Origin of the sequence: Myxococcus sp. AB056 (genome assembly GCF_006547365.1) — a bacterium.
Taxonomy (GTDB): Bacteria; Myxococcota; Myxococcia; order Myxococcales; family Myxococcaceae; genus Myxococcus; species Myxococcus virescens.
This window is the reverse complement of the sequence record NZ_VHLB01000056.1, coordinates 41,557-59,059: the sequence shown is the minus strand read 5'-3', so window position 1 is coordinate 59,059 and position 17,503 is coordinate 41,557. Positions and strand designations below refer to the sequence as shown.

Here is a 17,503-nt window from a genome sequence, read left to right as displayed (position 1 = left end):
CCTTCCTCCATGGCCGCCTGGGAACCGATGAGCAGCAGGGAGATGGACGCGCCGCCACCGCCACCGCCGCCGCCACCCGCACCACCACAGCCGCCCGTTCCACCCGCGCCGCTGCCGCCGCCGCCAGCGACGCTCACGTTGTCGATGTTGCAGCTTCCACCCGACCCGCCGCCACCACCGCCGGAGCCCGCCGTGCCGCCGCTGCCGGGCTCGCCTTGCTGGTCGGCGGTCCAGGTCCCGTCGCGCAGCACCCCCATGCCCGTGCCGCCGTCACCCGGTGTACCGGGGCCTCCTTCCGTGCCGCCCTGGCCCTTCTCGCCCGAGGCGGGGTTGCAGACGCACTCACGCCCGGAGCACGCGGCGTCTGGCGCATCACCGCCCGCGCCGCCCGCGCCGCCCGTCTCGCCGGGCCCGCCCGTGCCACCATCTCGTCCAGGAGAGCCGTTGCCGCTGCCAATCACACCCACGCCGCCCGTGGGTTCGATGCCATCCGGGCAGGTGATGGAGACAGGCGTCCCACCCATGCCCGTATCGGAGTTGCCGACGCCTCCGCTCTGCCCTTCGCCTCCGTCCGGGCCGCCCAGCCCCGCGTCCCCTGCCTCGCCGGGGGCGCCCTGGCCACCCGCGCCCGCGGCCAGGGTGACGTGACGCAGACGGACCCCGGAAGAGTCCAGCATGCGCACGGCGATGGAGGGCTCACCAGGGCTGGTCGCGGTGGCGGCGCTGATCTGCACGTACTCCATCAGTACGCCGGCGTCCTGGAGTCCCTGCACCGTCAACCCCAGCGTGCCGGCGTCGAACATGGCCACGCGGTTCGCGGCGCGACGCCAACCGCCACTGCGTCCGGCATAGCCGCCGTGCAGCGAGACGGGGACGTCCAGCACCAGGCCCGCCTCGTCGTAGGCGCCGCCCGCGAGGAACAGGTGGCGCGGGCCGCCATCCAGTTCGCGCAGCATGGCCAGCGCGCGGCCCACGGTGCGCAGCGGCGCCTGCCGGGTGCCCACGCCCGCGTCGTCATCCCCGTCCATGGGGTCGATGAAGAGGCCCGCGTCCGCCTGGCCATCCACGCCGTCACAGTCGGTATCGGCGAAGGCGTCGTCGGGAAGGTCCTCGCCGGGGACGGGCTTACAGGCGGCGACGTTGGGCTCGCAGCGTCCCTCGTCGCTGCAGCGCTGCCGTGCACTGTCGAAGTCGTAGCAAGCGCCCGCACCGAGCGCCGCCACGAGCGCCGTACCCGTGGCGCCGAGCATCCTGGTCTTCCGCATGACTCTCCTCGAATTCAAGGCAACGTCCCGGACAGGCCCACCATGCCCCCACCGGGAACCACGGCGGCGGAGGGCTGTACCTTCGCGGGCAGCTCACCGGGCAGCAGGAACATCACCGCGCCCGCGACGAGCCCCGCCGCGCCCAGCCCAAAGGCCACCCGGCTCAGGGTCTGCGCCCGGCGGCCCGACGACGCGAGTCCATCCGCGTTGTCCAGCGGAGCGTCCGGCGTGCCGTCCTTGTCGAGCCGCGAGTACTTGTCGCCCGCCTGCAGGTAGAAGACGGTGCCCACGCCGGCCAGGGCGACGCCGCCCGCGGCGGGCAGCCACGCCCAGCGGCGCAGCGGGCGGATGGGCTCGGGCTCCAGCTCAGGGGCCAGCGGCTTCGCCTCCACCACGGCCACGGGCGGCGGGGGCGGCTCGGCTTGGGGCGGCGCCGGCGGCGGGCCGCGCAGGGCCGTCTGCGCCACGGGCACCACCGCGTCGATCGATTGGGTGAGCGAGTCCAGCAACTGGTCCTCGCTCACGCCGGGGATGAGGTGCTCGGTGACGAGCGCGCCGTCGTTGGCGGTGTAGATGCGCGCGCCCGTGCGATAGCCGCTGAGCAACTGGCCCAGCTCCGTCACCAGGACCAGCTCCGTCTTCCCCGCGGCGCCCAACGAGCGGATGCAGGAGGGCGCCGTGCGGTTGCAGCGCAGCAGCGGGCGGCGCTTGGACGCGGACAGCTTGCGGGTGATGTCCTCGATACGGACCACCACCAGCCCACGGGCCCGGAGCTGCTCGGCCACGTGCTCCTGCGCGAACTCGACGACGTGGGAGGGAGCTCCCGCCGCGTCAGGCGGTGCGACCAGGACGGACAGGGGCGGCGGGGGAGCCGCGGCAGGTGCCTGGGTGGCCAGGGTGAGCGCGGCGAGGAGGGAGATCCACACCCAATCACTTTCCCCCCGACCGGACCTCCTCGCAAGGTCGGGAATCACCGCTCGTGCTTCGGGTGAAACCCGCCGGGGCGGAGCGCGTGTGGTGGGAGGCCGCCCCACCGGCCCGGGGTCGTTTCCGACGCGCCGGGCCGGGGTGTGGCTTCAGCGCCGGGGCCGCTCCGACGGGGCCGGGCGAATCTGGGTCTTCTCGGAGCCACCATTCGAGCCCTGGGTGCTGTCGTCGTCTTCATCGGACTCCGGCGCGGGGCGGGACGGCGGGGGGCGGCGCGCGCCCAGGGCTGGCCGTGAGCCGGTGGCCAGGTTGGGTGAGGGTGCCCGCGAAGGCGGGGTGAAGGGCGGCGGCCGGCGCGGGGGCACCGTGCTGGGGCCGTCATCCTCCGCGAGCAGGTCCTCGGAGACCTCGACCTTGGCCTCGGTGGGGATGGCGGTGCGCGTCTCCTCGGGGGCCTCCGCGAAGGGGTTGCGCGTGGGCGGCGGCGTCGCATCGTCGTCCATGGCGGGCGGCGGGCGCGGCGGCGCCGCGGGCCGGGCCACGGGCGTTGCGGGCTTCACGGCCGGCGGAGGCTCCGGCGGCCGGGCGCGCGCCGAGGGCGGCGGGGTGGGGTGACTCGCGGGCACCTGCACCTGAACGGCTGGCGCGGGAGGCGGAGGCGGCGCGGCGGCGGCCTTGCCGGCCTTCGCGTCGCGGGCGTCCTGCTTGAGGCGCTGCTCGAAGGCGGCCCACTCCTGCTTGAAGTGGTCCGGGTCCGGCCTTCCCTGCTCGCGGTGCTTCAGGGACGGGGCCCAGCGCACCGAGTACGACTCGCCCGCGTGGAAGGTGGGCGGCGGCGGCAGGCCGTAGGTGGCCGGGTCGAAGAAGGACTCGTCCAGGTCGTGGAAGCCGTACGCGCGCGCCTTGCTGACGAAGTTGGGGATGATGCCGGTGGGCGCGTGGTAGCCGAGGATGTGGTCGTCCTCGTCCTTGGTGACGGGCGTGAAGACGAAGATGTCCTGGGTGCGGTAGTCGCCCTTCTCGTTGAGGGGCAGCACCTCCGACAGGGCAATCGTCTTGCGGCTGCCGTCGTGGAGGCGCTCGCAGCAGATGATGAAGTTGATGGCGCTGGCCACCTGGGCGCGCACGGCCACCATGGGCAGGTCCACGCCGGACATGAGGCACAGCGACTCGATGCGGCGCAGCGTGTCCGTGGGCGTGTTGGCGTGCGTGGTGGCCAGCGACCCGCCGTGGCCGGTGTTCATGGCCTGCATGAGGTGGAAGGCCTCGCCGCCGCGCACCTCACCGACGACGATGCGGTCGGGGCGCAGACGCAGCGCGGAGTGGAGCAAATCACCCATGTCCACCGCGCCCTTGCCGAACTTGTCGGGCGGCCGGCTTTCGAAGGGCACGACGTGGGACTGGTTGAGCTGGAGCTCGGCCGAGTCCTCGATGGTGAGGATGCGCTCCTCATCCGGGATGAGCGACGACACGATGTTGAGCAGCGTCGTCTTGCCGGAGCCCGTGCCGCCGGCCACCAGCATGTTGAGCTTGGTGGCGATGCCGGCCTCGATGAGGCGCGCCATCTGCGGCGTGAGCGACCCGAACTTCATCAAGGATTGGACCGTCAGCTTCTCCTTGAAGAACTTGCGGATGGAGATGGTGGTGCCCTTGCGCGCGATGGGCGGAATCACCACGTGGATGCGGCTGCCATCCGGAAGGCGCGCGTCCAGGCGGGGGCGCTCCTCGTTGAGCATGCGGCCGACGAACTGGGCCATGTTGCGCGCGGCGCCGAGCAGGCCTTCGTCGGTGAACGATGCATCCACTTTCGTGAGCCGGCCCTTGCGCTCAATCCAGATGTCGGTCGGGCCGTTGATCATGATTTCCGACACGGCCTCGTCATCCATGTAGGGCAGGACGGGCTTGAGGAACGCGCGGAGTGACTCGGTGTACATCGTCATGGCGCCACCCAGGCTAGCGCGCTCTGGCCCCAGGGCCCAAGAACCCGTCCCGCTTGTCCGGCTGCTTTCTGGGGCAGGGGCCGCCCACCGCCGGTTTCCCGCGCGGGTGGGCGGAAAGCAGTGGGCGCTCCCAGGACCCGGTGTTTCAATGCCGCCGCCGCTGGAATGGGAGGCGTGAGTGCTCGCGGAAGGGTTGCCGGAAGACTGGAAGCAGGAGCTGAGCGCGGCGCTGGCGTCGCCGTCGTTCCAGGAGCTGGAGCGCTTCGTCGAAGCGGAGCGGCGGGAGGCCACCGTCTTCCCGTCGGAGGAGGACCTCTTCTCCGCCTTCCGGCTCACGCCCTATGAAGACGTGCGGGTGTTGCTGCTGGGCCAGGACCCCTACCACGGGCCGGGACAGGCCCATGGGCTGGCCTTCTCGGTGAAGCCGGGGGTGGCGCCGCCGCCCTCGCTGGTGAACATGTTCAAGGAACTGGAGAGCGACGTGGGCGTGCCCCGCCCGAAGGACGGCTCTCTGATTCCCTGGGCCCGGCAGGGTGTGCTGCTGCTCAACGCGGTGCTGACGGTGCGGCAGGCGAAGCCCAACAGCCACGCGGGGCACGGCTGGGAGGACTTCACGGACGCCGTCATCCGCGCGGTGAGCGCCAAGAGCGACCCGGTGGTGTTCCTGCTGTGGGGCCGCTACGCGCAGAAGAAGAAGAAGCTCATCGATTCGAAGCGGCACGTCGTCATCGAGGGCACACACCCCTCGCCGCTGTCGGCCAGCAATGGCTTCTTCGGCAGCCGTCCCTTCAGCGCCGTGAATGCGGCGCTCGAGTCCCACGGACGTCCGCCCATCGACTGGCGCCTGTCCGCCTGAAGGGGCGGCGAGCCGCGTGAGACTCGGGCCGGACACACCGGGTCCGCGTTGATACGCTGCGGCGCGACATGACCGCTGCCTTCCTCGCCGCCACCACCCCCGAGCCGCTCTCTCCCAACCGCTACGGCATCCGCTTCACCGCGCCCTGGTACCAGGGCAAGGGCGCCTATGGCGGCATCGTCGCGGGGGCGACGCTGCGCGCGTTGGAGCACACCCTGGCGCAGGCCCAGCAGCCGGGCCGTCCCGTGCGCACGCTCACCGTGCACTTCTGCGCGCCCGCGGTGGAGGGGGAGGCGGAAATCCAGACGCGCATCGAACGGACGGGGCGGCTCGTCACGCACGCGACGGCGCGCATCGAGAGCGCCGCGGGTGTGCTGTGTGTGGCCACCGCCACGTTCGGCACCTCGCGCGGCGGCGCGACGGAGTACTTCGACGTGAAGCGCCCGGTGGTGCCGCCGCCGGAAGACGTCCCCGTGGTGCCGGACGACGTGCCCATGCCCACCTTCTGCAGCTTCTTCGAGTACCGCTTCTGCGTGGGCTCGGCGCCGTATTCTGGCGCGGACGTGGCGGAGACGGGCGGTTGGCTTCGCCCGCGTGAGCCCATGGTGCTGGACGCGCCGCTGTGCGTGGGGTTGATGGACGCCTATCCGCCGTCGGTGCTCTCGCGCGTGGATGGGTTCCACGCGGCGGCCAGCGTGGACTTCACCGTGCACTTCTTCCACGACCTGCCGCGCCCGGGCCTGCGCGAGGACGCCCACTTCCTGCGCACGGGGCGCTCACGGCAGGCGGCGGAGGGGTACTCGGAGGACTTTCAGCAGTTGTGGACCCAGGAGGGCGAGCTGCTGGCTCAGTGCCGCCAGTTGGTGGCGGTGTTGGGGTAGCGCTCAGGCCGCGGAGGCGAGCTGTTTGACGAGCAGCCGTACCAGCTCCACGGGCTGGATGGGCTTGGGCAGCAGCTCCGCGCCGTAGCGGATGGCCACGGACACGAGGTCATCCAGCTCCTCGTGTCCGGTGAGGAAGATGAACGGCACCCGGCAATCCTTCATCTCACGCATCACCGTGAGCACGTCGGAGCCGTTCATGTCCGGCATGTTGTAGTCGCAGAGGATGGCGGAGACGCTGGACAGGTCCAGATTGAACGCCTCGGCGGGTGACTGCACCGTCACGACCCCGTAGCCCGCGCCTTGGAGGATGTCCCTCACCACCGAGAGCACGAAGGCGTCGTCGTCAATCACCAGCACGTTCTGCATCGGGCCCTCCCCGCGAGCGGTTCAGCGCATCCTACTCAAGCTTCTCCCACGAGATTGTCATGTGAGACATGTCTCACGGCACGGGGCGGGAAGGACCCGGGGAGGGAATGAGCACCAAATCCTCCTGGGGTGGGATGAGGTATTCCGCACCCGTCTCGGTGACGACGGCCATCTCCTCCACGGCGATGATGCGCTGCTCGCCCTCGCCGCCGTCCGGCCACGCGAAGAACCCGTCGAAGGCGAAGACCTGCCCGGGCCGGACGATGCGCGCCGCCTGTCCCGCCGCGGGCTTGCCCTGCTGCGCGCCGGAGAGCGCCGGGCCCACGTCATGCGCCCAGTAGCCCACCGGGTGCCCCGTTCCCCACATGACGGGCGCGGAGCCGGCTTCCCGCATCCAGTCACGCTGCGCCTTGTCCACGTCCCAGCCGCGCACGCCGGGTTTCAGGGTGGCCAATGCAATCCGGCTGCCTTTCTTGCCCTTCTCCCACTTCTCCAGGGCCTCCTTGGGCGGCTGCGTTTCGCCCGGCGCCAGCACGTAGGCGAAGCGCTGGATATCCGTCACCCACATGCCGCCCACGCGGATGCCGAAGTCCGTCTGGATGAAGTCACCCGGCTGGATGACGCGCTCGGTGGCGTGGGAGTGCCCGCGCGTGGGGCCGCTCTGGACGTTGGGGTTCTGGTCCGGCGCCCAGGCGTCGCCCACGCCCAGCTCCGCCATGCGCTGGCGGAGGAAGCGGGCCACATCCACGTCGCGCGTCTTGCCCGGCACTACCGCGCGGTAGGCCTCTATCTCCATCTGGGACGTCAGCGCGGCGGCCTTGCGGAGGATGTCCACCTCCTCGGGCAGCTTCACGGAGAGCCACTCGGAGACGAGGTCCTCGGAGGACACCAGCTTCTTGCGCAGCGCGGGCGTCAGGGCCTTCTCCAGCGCGGCGCGCTGCGTGGCGGACAGGCCATCCGCTACCGCCACCGACGTGGACGAATTGACGGCGATGCGCTTCGGCTTCGCCGCGGCCAGCCGCGAGGCCACCTGCGCGTAGAGATTCGTTCCGCGCGGCAGCGGCACCACCTCATCGAGCGGCGCCACGTCGCGGAGCGCGGTGGCCTCGCCTTCCGGTGACAGGGCCACGCCGCGCACGGCCGCGCCCTGCTTGAGGAACAGGAAGGCGGCGGTGCCTCCGGCGTTCTCACAGCCGACGTGGATGGCCAGCGGGTCGTTGTCGTTCTCCCGGCAGATGACCACCCACGCGTCCACGTTGGCGTGGGCCATGGCCTGGGGCAGCAGCTTCTGGATGCGCTCCTTGCGGATGCGGGGCCAGGCGTCCTGGGACGCGATGGGGTCGGCGGGCGCGGCGCTGGCGATGGGGGCGGCGAGGAGCAGGGCGGAGAGCAGGGCGTGCCGGACGCGAGTCATGCGGAGAGCGGTCCTTTCGGGAAGGAACGCCATCATCCCCGAGCGCCCGGTGGGAAGGGACGCGCGCGGCGTGAAGTCGTGTGGCGTGCGTGCGAAGAACCGTGCGAAGCCCACCATCGGGCGGCACCATGCAAGCGTTGTCGCCGTGGCTCGTTTAAGGTGTGCCCATGGCCAAGAGCACGTCCCAGAAGCGTCCGTCGAAGGCGAAGAAGCCCGCCGCGTCGAAGGCGAAGGCGAAGAAGGCCGCTGCCCCGAAGAAGGCCGCCTCGAGGACCCGCGCCGCGCCCCGTCGCGCCAGCGCGCCGGTGTCCGAGCCCGCCGTCGAAGCTCCTCGGTCCCCCGTACTGGAAGCCGAGCCCGTGCTCGCCGATGAACCCACCCCTGGGCGCCCGGGCCCCAAAGCGCTCCCGTCCGGCGAGACCGCGGGCCGCGTGTTGCCCTTCGAAATCGACCCCAAGCGCATGGAAGAAGGGCTGCGCAAGCTCCAGGGGGAGATGGTCCACTGGGCCAACAAGGGCCGGTACACGCGGGTGCGCTTCAAGTTCCGGGGCAAGCAACTGCTTCCGGACCTGCCGCTGGCCGCCGTGGTGGCCGCGGAGGGGCTCACGTTCTACTGGGGCGGCATCCTGCGCGTGCTTGTCGCCAACGTGGTGGGCGGCAGCGTGTTCCAGGTGGAGCTCGTGAATGACGCGGAGAAGCGCGTCCAGGCTGGTAAGGAGGCCTTGCTGTCGGGCGACGTGGACCAGGCGCTGGTGCTCTTCCGGGAAGCCGTGGCCATGGACCGTGACTTTCCCTCCGCGCACCTCAACGTGGGCGTGGCCTTGAAGCTGAAGGGCGACCGGGAAGGGGCCCTGGCTGCGTTCGAAAAAGCAAAGGAAAGAGACCCGGAAGGACCGGTGGGAACCGAAGCCGAGCGCCTGGCTGCTCCCCTGCGTCCGCAGGGCTGAAAAAGGCTCGCTCAAGCGTTCAAAAAAGAGTCCCTTTCAGGCATCCCGCCGTTCGAGGCGAAAGCCCCTTGTTTCCCCTGTTGACGCAGGGAAATCCAGGGGTTACGAACGCTCACTCACTGGATGGCGGCCCTGATTCGCGGGCCCCTCCGCAGACTTCCAGAGCTCATGGCTGACGACACGACTGACAAGCCGGCATCGCCCTCCGCGCCTCCTCCCCCGGACAGCGCTGGAGAGCTCATTCCCGTCAACATCGAAGACGAGATGCGCCGTTCGTATCTCGACTACTCCATGTCCGTCATCGTGGGGCGCGCGCTGCCCGACGTACGCGACGGACTCAAGCCCGTGCATCGCCGCGTGCTGTACGCGATGAATGACCTGGGCAACCTCCACAACCGGGCCTACAAGAAGTCCGCCCGCGTGGTGGGTGACGTCATCGGTAAGTACCACCCGCACGGTGACTCGTCGGTGTACGACGCCATGGTGCGCCTGGCGCAGGAGTGGAGCCTTCGCTACCTGCTGGTGGACGGCCAGGGCAACTTCGGCTCGGTGGACGGCGACTCGCCAGCGGCCATGCGTTACACGGAAGTGCGCATGGAGCGGCTGGCGGAGGACCTGCTGGCGGACATCGACAAGGAGACGGTGGACTTCGGTCCCAACTACGACGACTCGCTGGAAGAGCCGCTCGTCCTCCCGTCGAAGTTCCCCAACCTCCTGGTCAACGGCAGCAGCGGCATCGCGGTGGGCATGACCACCAACATCCCGCCGCACAACATGACCGAGGTCATCAGCGGCACGCTGCACCTCATCGACAACCCGGGCTGCACGGTTCGGGACCTGATGGAGTTCATCACCGGTCCGGACTTCCCCACCGGCGCCATCATCACCGGGCGCGAGGGCATCGTCCGCGCCTACGAGACGGGCCGCGGCCAGGTCACCATCCGGGCGCGCTCGGACATCGAGACCTCCAAGCGGGGTGACCGCGAGGCCATCATCTTCTCGGAGATTCCGTACCAGGTGAACAAGGCGCGGCTCATCGAGAAGATCGCCGAGCTGGTGCGCGAGAAGAAGCTGGAAGGCATCAGCGACATCCGCGACGAGAGCGACCGCCAGGGCATGCGCATCGTCATCGAGCTCAAGCGCGATGCGATTGCGCAGGTGGTGCTCAACAACCTGTACGCGATGACGTCGCTGGAGACGACCTTCGGCGCGGTGATGCTGGCCATCGACGGCGGCCAGCCGCGCACGCTCAACCTGAAGGAGATGCTGGACCGGTTCATCGCGCACCGCCGTGACGTGGTGACGCGCCGCACGCGCTACGAGCTGCGCAAGGCGCTGGCGCGCATGCACATCGTCGAAGGTCTGCTCGTCGCGCAGGACCTCATCGACCTGGTGGTCAGCCTCATCCGCGCGTCCAAGGACCCGGACGAGGCGCGCTGGGGCCTGATGAACATCCTGTCGCCCGCGCTGTACGAGCACGAGCGCTTCGCGACCCTCCAGCGCATCGACTACGACAAGGCGAAGGCGCAGATGGAGCTGCTCGTCTCGCGCGCGCGCAACGAGGAGCCCAGCTACGCGGGCCTGGCGCACAAGTACGAGGGCGCGGGCTTCAGCGAGGGCCAGGCGCAGAACATCCTGGAGATGCGCCTGCAACGGCTCACCGGCCTGCAGCGCGAGGAGCTGTTCCGCGAGCTCATCGGCCTGGTGCGCGACATCGCGCGGCTGCAGGACATCCTGGCCAACGAGCGCAGCCTGCTCAACGTCATCAAGACGGAGCTCGTGGAGATTCGCGAGCGCTACGGCGACAAGCGCCGCACGGAAATCACCGGCGCCGTGGATGAGATGACCAGCGAGGACCTCATCGCCGAAGAGACGATGGTGGTGACGCTGTCGCACACGGGCTACATCAAGCGCTCGCCGCTGACCGAGTACCGGGCGCAGAAGCGCGGCGGACGCGGGAAGACGGGCGCTGCGACGAAGGAAGACGATTTCGTCAGCAAGCTGTTCGTGGCCAGCACGCACGCGTACCTGATGCCCATCACCACGAAGGGCAAGCTGTACTCGCTGAAGGTGCACCAGGTTCCGCAGGCCAGCCGCACGTCGCGCGGCAAGGCCATGGTGAACCTGGTGCAGTTCGGCGAGGGCGAGCGGCTGGCGCAGGTGCTGGTGACGCGGGACTTCCCGGAGAACCGCTACGTCTTCTTCGTGACGAAGCGGGGCGTGGTGAAGCGCACGGACCTGAGCGCGTTCGAGAACGTCCGCTCCAGCGGCATCATCGCGCTGGGCATCGACGACGGTGACGAGCTGGTGGCGGTGATGATTACCGACGGCAGCAAGGACATCCTGCTGTCGACGGCGTCGGGCATGAGCATCCGCTTCCCGGAGACGGAGGTCCGCTCCATGGGCCGCCAGGCCTACGGCGTGAAGGGAATCACGCTGGAGGACGGCGACGAGGTGGTGGGCGCCGACGTGGTGGAGGCGGACGCGGCCATCCTCACGGTGACGGAGAACGGCTACGGCAAGCGGACGCAGGAGGCCGAGTACCGGCAGCAGGGCCGTGGCGGCAAGGGCATCATCGACATCAAGACCACCGAGCGGAACGGCAAGGTGGTGGGTCTGCTCCAGGTGAAGGAGTCGGACGAGGTGATGATTGTCACCAACGGCGGCATGCTCATCCGCATGCGGGTGAAGGAGATCTCCGTCATCGGTCGCAACACGCAGGGCGTGCGGCTGATTGCCCTGGAGAACGAGCAGGAGAAGGTCATGGCCATCTCCAAGCTGCCCGAGAGCGACGAGTCCGAGGAAAACGGCGAGGCGGTGGCGCCGGCCGAGGGCGCGGTGCCCACGGCGGAGGCCAGCGCTCCGGAGGCGACTGACGCCGCTGCGCCTGCGGAGGCCACGGCTGAGGCCGCGGCGCCTGCGGAAGCCGCTGTCGAGTCGGCCCCGGCGTCCGAGGAGGGTGGCACCCCGGGTGGCGAGGAGCCCACGCAGGGCTGAGTTGTTCGCAGTGAGGAGCGGGGGCCCACGGGCTCCCGCTCCTGTGTCACCCGTGGGGCCTGTCTCAGGGGCTCACGGGCGTTGAATCGCCAGGATTCGGTGCTTCGCCACCTCGACGGCGTAGGTGGAGCCCATATCCGCGACGGGGCCGTCCTTGGCACAGGTGCCGTCCTTGACGGTGAACCGGACGAAGACCACGCCCTCTGGCCCTGGGGCCACTGTCACGTCAAACGACTCCCGTTGATACAGGCACACCTCGTCGGGTGTGGCGCCTCGGTGAGGCTTCACACCCAGCGGGCGGAAGTCGTCCATCGCGAGCGAGATGGCCGCCGCCAGGTCCGCGGGAATCCGCATGCGTCCATTGGCTGGGAGGTCGATGGGGAACGTGAACCGGCCCCAGACATCGCCATTCTTGCGGCCAAAGTAATGCCCGGTGCCTGTCCGAACGTACGACTGGCCACCGCATCCAAGTGCCAGGACTAGCAATGCGAGTCGACTGTTCCTCATGGTCCCCCAAGAGGCACTTCGTCATCGTAACGCGGGAGGATGGTAGCTCAGCGCAGCTCCGCCGGAAGCCGGCTGACATCCAGCTTCGGCACACCCACCTGCGTCACCGCCTGCGCGCCAAACCAGTTCGCCAGCGCGGCGCAGCGCTCGAATGGCAGCCCTCGCAGCAGTCCCAGCGTGAAGCCCGCGAGGAAGCAGTCCCCCGCGCCCGTGGCATCCACTTCCTCCACCGCAACCGTGGGCACGTCGATGCGCGCATCCGCCGTGAACACCGTGCAGCCCCGCGCCCCACGCGTCACCACCAGGCACGTCCGCTGACGCACCCGCTCGATGTCCATCGCCCGGGCCTCCTCCTCGCTGGCCTTCAGCACCCGAAGCCGCTCCAGCAGCCCCGCGAAAGGCGTGTCCTCCAGGCGGAGATTGAGCGCCCGTCCGTCATCATCGAATGCCCGAATCAACCCCTGTGCATCCGCCAGCACATGGCGCGCCCGCTCGGAGGCGCGGAGCAGCGTCTCCGGCAGCACCTCACCCGCCACCCCGCACGCCAGTGCCACGCACGCGTCCACGGTGATGTCCGCAGGGCGAATCGGCTCCGCCTTCGCGCTGACGCGAAGCGTCCGTGCCTCTCCCTCGAAGTCCGCGATGAACTGCGTGGTGCGCGTTCCCGGAACGATGCGCGGCGGATACCGGACCTGGTCCGCGTAACGGAAGTCCTCGCCGGCCACCGCGGCCACCGCGTACGCCAGCCCCATCGCCTCCAGGACGGACGCGATGTACGCCGCCGACCCGCCGAGCGCATGTGTTTCCCGCCCGAGGCCATGCCGGAGCAGGTCGTGGCAGTAGCTCCCCACCACCAGCACATCGCGCAGGGACGCGTCACCCATGACGCGTGTTCTACTTCCGGGAGAGGTCCTTCGGCACGGGAACCCCCGCGGCCTTGTCGTCCGTCCAGGCGATGTTGAGAATCCACCAGCGCCGCCCATCGAAGACGAGCTGCAAGCTGTTGACGCCCGTGGTCATCACCGGCCCGTCCGCGGTTTCACGCGTCTCATACGCGCTCAGCACCTGGACCATGTCTCCATAGCCAGACGCCTGTCGGCGCGTCTCCTTCTCGAAGAACCCCCGCTTGTCGAAGGCCACCGCGGCGGAGGTGGCATAGTCATCCGGCGTGAAGGGCGTGGCCGCGGGCCCCTTGCCGTCCTTCGGGCGGCGGATGGGAATCATCTGCGCGCCCGGGTGGAAGAGGGCGCGGAAGCGCTGCCAGTCGCGCGCCTGGCCCGCCGGGCCGCTGATGACGTCGTACAGCGCGGCGATGAGGGAATCGATGGAGCGCACGTCCTCGGGGCGAGGCGCGGGTGCGAGTTGGAGCGCGCTCCGGGTTCGCTCGGCGGCGTCCTTCATCGGGTTGGGCGTGGAGACGGGTGGTTTCGGGGACGCAGACGTCTGCGCGAGGGCGGAGGGCGCGGCGAGCAGGGCGGCGGCACAGGCGGCGACGACGAGCGGGCGCGGCATGGTGTCTCCACATGGCGGGAGGTTGCGGTCCACGAGGCTACTCCGGGCCGCGAAGGAGCGCTGTCGTCACCTGTTTCGCGCTTCACCGGGCGTCCGCGCGCAATCGGTGGAAGCGGGGGAGGCCGTCCGTTAGGGTGCCGGCCCATGGTACGACTCCTCCTGGCCTCCCTGGTCCTGACCCTGGCCTCCCCCGCGCTCGCGGCGGAGACGCTCACCATCTACTCCGGCCGCAACGAGAAGCTCGTGGGCCCACTCCTCAAGAAGTTCACCGAGAAGACGGGAGTCGAGGTGAAGGTGCGCTACGGCGAGACGCCGCAGCTCGCCGCCACGTTGCTGGAGGAGGGGGCGAAGACGCCCGCCGACGTGTTCTTCGCGCAGGACGCGGGGGCGCTCGGCGCGCTGGCGAAGGCGGGTCAGCTGCAGGTGCTGCCCAAGGAGACGCTGGACAAGGTGGATGCGCGCTTCCGCTCGCCGCAGGGCGTGTGGGTGGGCACCAGCGGCCGGGCGCGCGTGGTGGCCTACAACACGAAGAAGGTGAAGGCGGACACGCTGCCCAAGAGCATCCTTGGCTTCACGGATGCGAAGTGGAAGGGCCGCCTGGGCTGGGCGCCCACCAACGCCTCGTTCCAGTCCTTCGTCACCGCGCTGCGGCTGCTCAAGGGCGACGAGGCCGCGACGCAGTGGCTCAAGGGCATCCAGGCCAACGCGCCGCGCGTCTACAAGAACAACTCCGCCATCATCGAGGCGCTGGGGCGCGGTGAAATCGACGCGGGCTTCGTGAACCACTACTACCTGTACTCCGCGAAGAAGAACAAAGCGGACCTGCCCGTGGCCAACTACTTCGTCGCGGCGGGGGACCCGGGCGCGCTGGTGAACGTGGCGGGCGTGGCCATCCTCAAGGGCTCGAAGAACACGGACGCGGCGAAGAAGCTGGCCGCGTACCTGCTGGACGCCGAGGCGCAGACGTACTTCGCGCAGGAGACGTCCGAGTTCCCGCTGGTGTCTGGCGTGAAGCTGGCCGAGGGCCTGCCGGCGCTCGACAAGGTGGGCTCGCCCGACCTGGACCTGTCCAAGTTGGATGACCTGCGCGGCACCGTGAAGCTGCTCCAGGATACTGGCGTCCTCTGATGATTCGTCGTGCCCCGGTGGGATTATGGGTGGCTGGCGTGGCCATGGCCGCGCTGGCGCTGGTGCCCGCGATATACCTGTGCGTGCGCGCCGCGGAGGCGGATGCGGACGCATGGGGCCTGCTGCTGCGAGACAAGACGTGGGGCCTGCTGGGCCGCACGTTGGGGCTCGCGGCGGCGGTGACGGGCTGCGCGGCGCTGCTGTCGCTGCCGCTGGCCTGGCTCACCGCGCGCACGGACCTGCCGGGGCGCCGTCTGTGGACGGTGTTGTTGTGTGTGCCGTTGGCGGTGCCCACGTTCGTCAGCGGCTACGTGCTGCTGGCGGCGTTCGGCGTGGGCGGCGCGCTGGAGGAGCCCCTGACGCGCTGGGGCCTTCCGGTGCCGCCCGTGTATGGCTTTCCCGGAGCGCTGCTGGCGCTGACGGTATCGACGTATCCGTACTTCTTCCTCGCGCTGCGCGCCGGGCTTCAGTCCCAGGACCCCGCGTGGCTGGAGGGGGCGAGGAGCCTGGGACTCACGCCCGCCCGGGCCTTCTTCCGCATCACCGTGCCCCTGCTGCGCCCTGCCTTCGCGTCGGGTGCGCTGCTGGTGGGGCTGTACGTCCTCTCCGACTTCGGCGCGGTGGCGCTGGTGCAGTACGACGCCTTCTCGCGCGCCATCTACGTGCAGTACGAGGGCGCGTATGACCGCAGCTACGCGGCGCTGCTCGGGCTGGCGTTGGTGTCCGTGACCGTGGGCGTGCTGGCCCTGGAGCTGTGGCTGCGCGGCCGTGCGGGCTACCACCGCAGCGCGAAGGGCGCCGCCCGGGCTTCCTCGCTCGTACAGCTGGGCCGCTGGCGCGTGCCGGCACTGCTCTTGTGCGGCGCGGTGGTGGCGGTGGGCGTGGGGCTGCCGGTGGGCGTGCTCGTCTATTGGGGTGTGCAAGGGCTGTCGGTGGACTCGGGGCCGATGATGGGGCCCGCGTGGAACTCGGTGAGTGCCTCCATGCTGGGCGCGGTGGCGGCGGTGGTGGGCGCGTTGCCGCTGGCCTTCCTCGCGGTGCGCTACCCGAGCCGCCTCACGGTGGCGCTGGAGCGCGTGTCCTACGCGGGCTATGCGCTGCCGCCCATCGTGCTGGCGCTGTCGCTCGTCTTCCTGGGCGTGCAGGCGGTGCCCTTCCTTTACGGCACCCTGGTCATGCTGGTGCTGGCCTACGTGGTGCGCTTCCTGCCGCAGGCGGTGGGGGTGGTGCGGGCGTCGTTGCTTCAGCTCAACCCGCACCTGCCGGAGGCCGCGGCGTCGCTGGGCCAGCCTCCGTCCGGCGTGCTGCGCCGGGTGACGGCGCCGCTGCTACGGCCCGGGCTGCTGGCGGGCGCGGCGCTCGTCTTCCTCACGGCGATGAAGGAGCTTCCAGCCACCTTGCTGCTGGCGCCCATCGGCTTCGAGACGCTCGCCACGCGCGTCTGGGGCGCCACGGCCGAGGGCCGCTTCGCCGAGGCAGCGTTGCCGGCGCTGGTGCTGATGGCCGTCTCCACGCTGGGTGTGGGGCTGCTGGTGTCGCAAGAGGGCGGCTCGTCCCCGAGTTAAGCCAAAGCGCCCGGGCCCGCGGGAACGCGGTAGGGTGCGCCGCCCGCCATGCCCCTGCTTTCGCTCGACGACGTCACCCTTCGTTATTCCTCCAGCGGTACCGCCGCGGTGGACCGCCTGTCCCTGGCGGTGGAGCCCGGTGAAGTGTTGGCGCTGCTGGGCCCGTCGGGGTGTGGCAAGACGACGACGCTGCGGCTGGTAGCGGGCTTCGAGCGCCCCAACAGCGGCACCGTCACGTTGGAAGGCCGCACCCTGGCCAGCCCTGGCGCCTTCGTGCCGCCCGAGCAGCGCAGCGTGGGCATGGTGTTCCAGGACTACGCGCTCTTCCCGCACCTGTCCGTGGTGGAGAACGTGGCCTTCGGCCTCACCGCGATGCCGCGCCAGGAAGCCCGCGCCCGCGCGAGCAACATGCTGAAGCTCTTCGGCCTGGAGGGCTTCGAGTCACGCATGCCGCACGCGCTCTCGGGTGGGCAGCAGCAGCGCGTGGCGCTGGCCCGCGCGCTGGCTCCCGGGCCGCGGGTGCTGCTGCTGGATGAGCCCTTCTCCAGCCTGGACAGCGCGCTGCGGGCCTCCACGCGAATGGAGGTGCGGCGGGTGCTGAAGTCGCTCGGGGCCACGGTGATGCTCGTCACGCATGACCAGCAGGAGGCCATGGCCTTCGCGGACCGCCTGGCGGTGATGCGGGCGGGCCAGGTGGAGCAGGTGGGCACGCCGGAGGCCGTCTACGCCACGCCGCGCACGGCCTTCGTGGCGTACTTCCTGGGCGGCACCAATCTGCTGCCGGGCGTGGGCTTCGGCAATGGCGCCCGGACGCTGCTCGGCATCCTTCCGGTGACGGGCGCGCCAGCGAAGGGCAACGTGCTGCTGTCGCTGCGGCCAGAGGCGATGCGACTGGTGCCGGACACAGACGGCGTCGCACTGGGCGGCGCGCTGCGAGCGGAGGTGCTGGCGCGCGAGTTCCAGGGCCCCTCCGCCGAGTTCACCGTGGCGTGCAACGGCCTGGAGCTCACCGTGCGCGGCGCGCCAGACCTGCCGCTGCGCGCGGGTGACCGGGCGAGGCTGGAGGTGGTGGGCCGCGCGATGGTGCTGGAGGACACTCCGGACTGAGCCTGGCTGTCCTCCGGGCGTCCGGACGGCGTACGCTGGGTGTGGGCCGAGGCCGCAATCACCCGGGCCCCTCGTGCGTAGAGGTAGG

General features: G+C 70.3%; 15 protein-coding genes. 7 read left to right on the top strand and 8 right to left on the bottom strand.

Features of this window, described 5'->3' with window-relative positions; translation table 11 throughout:
- The 3 genes from FMP39_RS38490 to FMP39_RS23300 all read right to left on the bottom strand — a co-directional run.
- Nucleotides 1-1,265 (bottom strand): DUF1565 domain-containing protein (locus FMP39_RS38490; RefSeq protein WP_255508534.1); only part of this gene is annotated, 1,265 nt, incomplete at its 3' end.
- A 14-nt stretch (nucleotides 1,266-1,279) separates the two neighbouring features.
- Nucleotides 1,280-2,299, bottom strand: coding sequence for a hypothetical protein (locus FMP39_RS23305; RefSeq protein ID WP_141592461.1), 1,020 nt, complete (start codon nucleotides 2,297-2,299; stop codon nucleotides 1,280-1,282).
- A 42-nt stretch (nucleotides 2,300-2,341) separates the two neighbouring features.
- A complete protein-coding gene (locus tag FMP39_RS23300) occupies nucleotides 2,342-4,132 on the bottom strand; it encodes a CpaF family protein (protein ID WP_141592460.1) in 1,791 nt (596 codons plus the stop codon).
- Nucleotides 4,133-4,310: 178 nt separating this feature from the next.
- Here FMP39_RS23300 and ung point away from each other — a divergent pair, with 178 nt between their 5' ends.
- Both ung and FMP39_RS23290 read left to right on the top strand, forming a co-directional pair.
- Nucleotides 4,311-4,988: a uracil-DNA glycosylase gene (gene ung / locus FMP39_RS23295; RefSeq protein WP_141592459.1), complete on the top strand. Its 678-nt coding sequence runs from the start codon at nucleotides 4,311-4,313 to the stop codon at nucleotides 4,986-4,988.
- Between the two features lie 68 nt (nucleotides 4,989-5,056).
- The gene (locus tag FMP39_RS23290; RefSeq protein WP_141592458.1) at nucleotides 5,057-5,869 is read left to right on the top strand and encodes an acyl-CoA thioesterase II; all 813 of its coding nucleotides are present in this window, start codon (nucleotides 5,057-5,059) and stop codon (nucleotides 5,867-5,869) included.
- 3 nt (nucleotides 5,870-5,872) lie between these two features.
- Here FMP39_RS23290 and FMP39_RS23285 read toward each other — a convergent pair whose 3' ends face one another.
- Both FMP39_RS23285 and FMP39_RS23280 read right to left on the bottom strand, forming a co-directional pair.
- Nucleotides 5,873-6,238: a response regulator gene (locus FMP39_RS23285; protein ID WP_141592457.1), complete on the bottom strand. Its 366-nt coding sequence runs from the start codon at nucleotides 6,236-6,238 to the stop codon at nucleotides 5,873-5,875.
- A gap of 73 nt (nucleotides 6,239-6,311) precedes the next feature.
- Nucleotides 6,312-7,652 carry a Xaa-Pro peptidase family protein gene (locus FMP39_RS23280; RefSeq protein WP_194858533.1) on the bottom strand — a complete coding sequence of 447 codons (1,341 nt, stop codon included), beginning with the start codon at nucleotides 7,650-7,652 and terminating at the stop codon, nucleotides 6,312-6,314.
- 167 nt (nucleotides 7,653-7,819) lie between these two features.
- On the opposite strand from FMP39_RS23280, the gene FMP39_RS23275 reads away from it, so the two are divergent.
- Together FMP39_RS23275 and gyrA are read left to right on the top strand one after the other, a co-directional pair.
- A complete protein-coding gene (locus tag FMP39_RS23275) occupies nucleotides 7,820-8,599 on the top strand; it encodes a M48 family metallopeptidase (RefSeq protein ID WP_141592455.1) in 780 nt (259 codons plus the stop codon).
- A gap of 168 nt (nucleotides 8,600-8,767) precedes the next feature.
- Nucleotides 8,768-11,596: a DNA gyrase subunit A gene (gene gyrA / locus FMP39_RS23270; protein WP_194858532.1), complete on the top strand. Its 2,829-nt coding sequence runs from the start codon at nucleotides 8,768-8,770 to the stop codon at nucleotides 11,594-11,596.
- Nucleotides 11,597-11,668: 72 nt separating this feature from the next.
- Here gyrA and FMP39_RS23265 read toward each other — a convergent pair whose 3' ends face one another.
- From FMP39_RS23265 to FMP39_RS23255, 3 genes are all read right to left on the bottom strand, one after another.
- The gene (locus FMP39_RS23265) at nucleotides 11,669-11,950 is read right to left on the bottom strand and encodes a hypothetical protein (RefSeq protein ID WP_228558267.1); all 282 of its coding nucleotides are present in this window, start codon (nucleotides 11,948-11,950) and stop codon (nucleotides 11,669-11,671) included.
- Between the two features lie 200 nt (nucleotides 11,951-12,150).
- Nucleotides 12,151-12,987 (bottom strand): PfkB family carbohydrate kinase, encoded by an 837-nt coding sequence (locus tag FMP39_RS23260; RefSeq protein ID WP_141592453.1) that lies wholly within the window; start codon nucleotides 12,985-12,987, stop codon nucleotides 12,151-12,153.
- Nucleotides 12,988-12,997: 10 nt separating this feature from the next.
- Nucleotides 12,998-13,615, bottom strand: a complete 618-nt coding sequence (locus FMP39_RS23255; protein WP_141592452.1) for a nuclear transport factor 2 family protein — start codon at nucleotides 13,613-13,615, stop codon at nucleotides 12,998-13,000.
- Between the two features lie 144 nt (nucleotides 13,616-13,759).
- Here FMP39_RS23255 and FMP39_RS23250 point away from each other — a divergent pair, with 144 nt between their 5' ends.
- Genes FMP39_RS23250 through FMP39_RS23240 form a run of 3 tightly spaced genes read left to right on the top strand, consistent with a single transcriptional unit; the run spans nucleotide 13,760 to nucleotide 17,415 of the window.
- The gene (locus FMP39_RS23250) at nucleotides 13,760-14,743 is read left to right on the top strand and encodes an iron ABC transporter substrate-binding protein (protein WP_090485789.1); all 984 of its coding nucleotides are present in this window, start codon (nucleotides 13,760-13,762) and stop codon (nucleotides 14,741-14,743) included.
- Nucleotides 14,743-16,308 (top strand): iron ABC transporter permease, encoded by a 1,566-nt coding sequence (locus FMP39_RS23245; protein WP_141592451.1) that lies wholly within the window; start codon nucleotides 14,743-14,745, stop codon nucleotides 16,306-16,308. Before FMP39_RS23250 ends, FMP39_RS23245 begins: the two co-directional genes overlap by 1 nt.
- A 48-nt stretch (nucleotides 16,309-16,356) precedes the next feature.
- The gene (locus FMP39_RS23240; RefSeq protein ID WP_141592450.1) at nucleotides 16,357-17,415 is read left to right on the top strand and encodes an ABC transporter ATP-binding protein; all 1,059 of its coding nucleotides are present in this window, start codon (nucleotides 16,357-16,359) and stop codon (nucleotides 17,413-17,415) included.
- The last annotated feature ends 88 nt before the right edge of the window (nucleotides 17,416-17,503 follow it).

Excerpts from the sequence above, each read along its gene's own strand:
- FMP39_RS23260 (WP_141592453.1), bottom strand. The coding sequence starts at position 12,987 with ATGGGTGACGCGTCCCTGCGCGATGTGCTGGTGGTGGGGAGCTACTGC.
- gyrA (WP_194858532.1), top strand. The coding sequence starts at position 8,768 with ATGGCTGACGACACGACTGACAAGCCGGCATCGCCCTCCGCGCCTCCT.
- FMP39_RS23290 (WP_141592458.1), top strand. The coding sequence starts at position 5,057 with ATGACCGCTGCCTTCCTCGCCGCCACCACCCCCGAGCCGCTCTCTCCC.
- FMP39_RS23300 (WP_141592460.1), bottom strand. The coding sequence starts at position 4,132 with ATGACGATGTACACCGAGTCACTCCGCGCGTTCCTCAAGCCCGTCCTG.
- FMP39_RS23240 (WP_141592450.1), top strand. The coding sequence starts at position 16,357 with ATGCCCCTGCTTTCGCTCGACGACGTCACCCTTCGTTATTCCTCCAGC.
- FMP39_RS23245 (WP_141592451.1), top strand. The coding sequence starts at position 14,743 with ATGATTCGTCGTGCCCCGGTGGGATTATGGGTGGCTGGCGTGGCCATG.
- FMP39_RS23280 (WP_194858533.1), bottom strand. The coding sequence starts at position 7,652 with ATGACTCGCGTCCGGCACGCCCTGCTCTCCGCCCTGCTCCTCGCCGCC.
- FMP39_RS23255 (WP_141592452.1), bottom strand. The coding sequence starts at position 13,615 with ATGCCGCGCCCGCTCGTCGTCGCCGCCTGTGCCGCCGCCCTGCTCGCC.
- FMP39_RS23285 (WP_141592457.1), bottom strand. The coding sequence starts at position 6,238 with ATGCAGAACGTGCTGGTGATTGACGACGACGCCTTCGTGCTCTCGGTG.
- FMP39_RS23250 (WP_090485789.1), top strand. The coding sequence starts at position 13,760 with ATGGTACGACTCCTCCTGGCCTCCCTGGTCCTGACCCTGGCCTCCCCC.
- FMP39_RS23265 (WP_228558267.1), bottom strand. The coding sequence starts at position 11,950 with ATGCGGATTCCCGCGGACCTGGCGGCGGCCATCTCGCTCGCGATGGAC.
- FMP39_RS23275 (WP_141592455.1), top strand. The coding sequence starts at position 7,820 with ATGGCCAAGAGCACGTCCCAGAAGCGTCCGTCGAAGGCGAAGAAGCCC.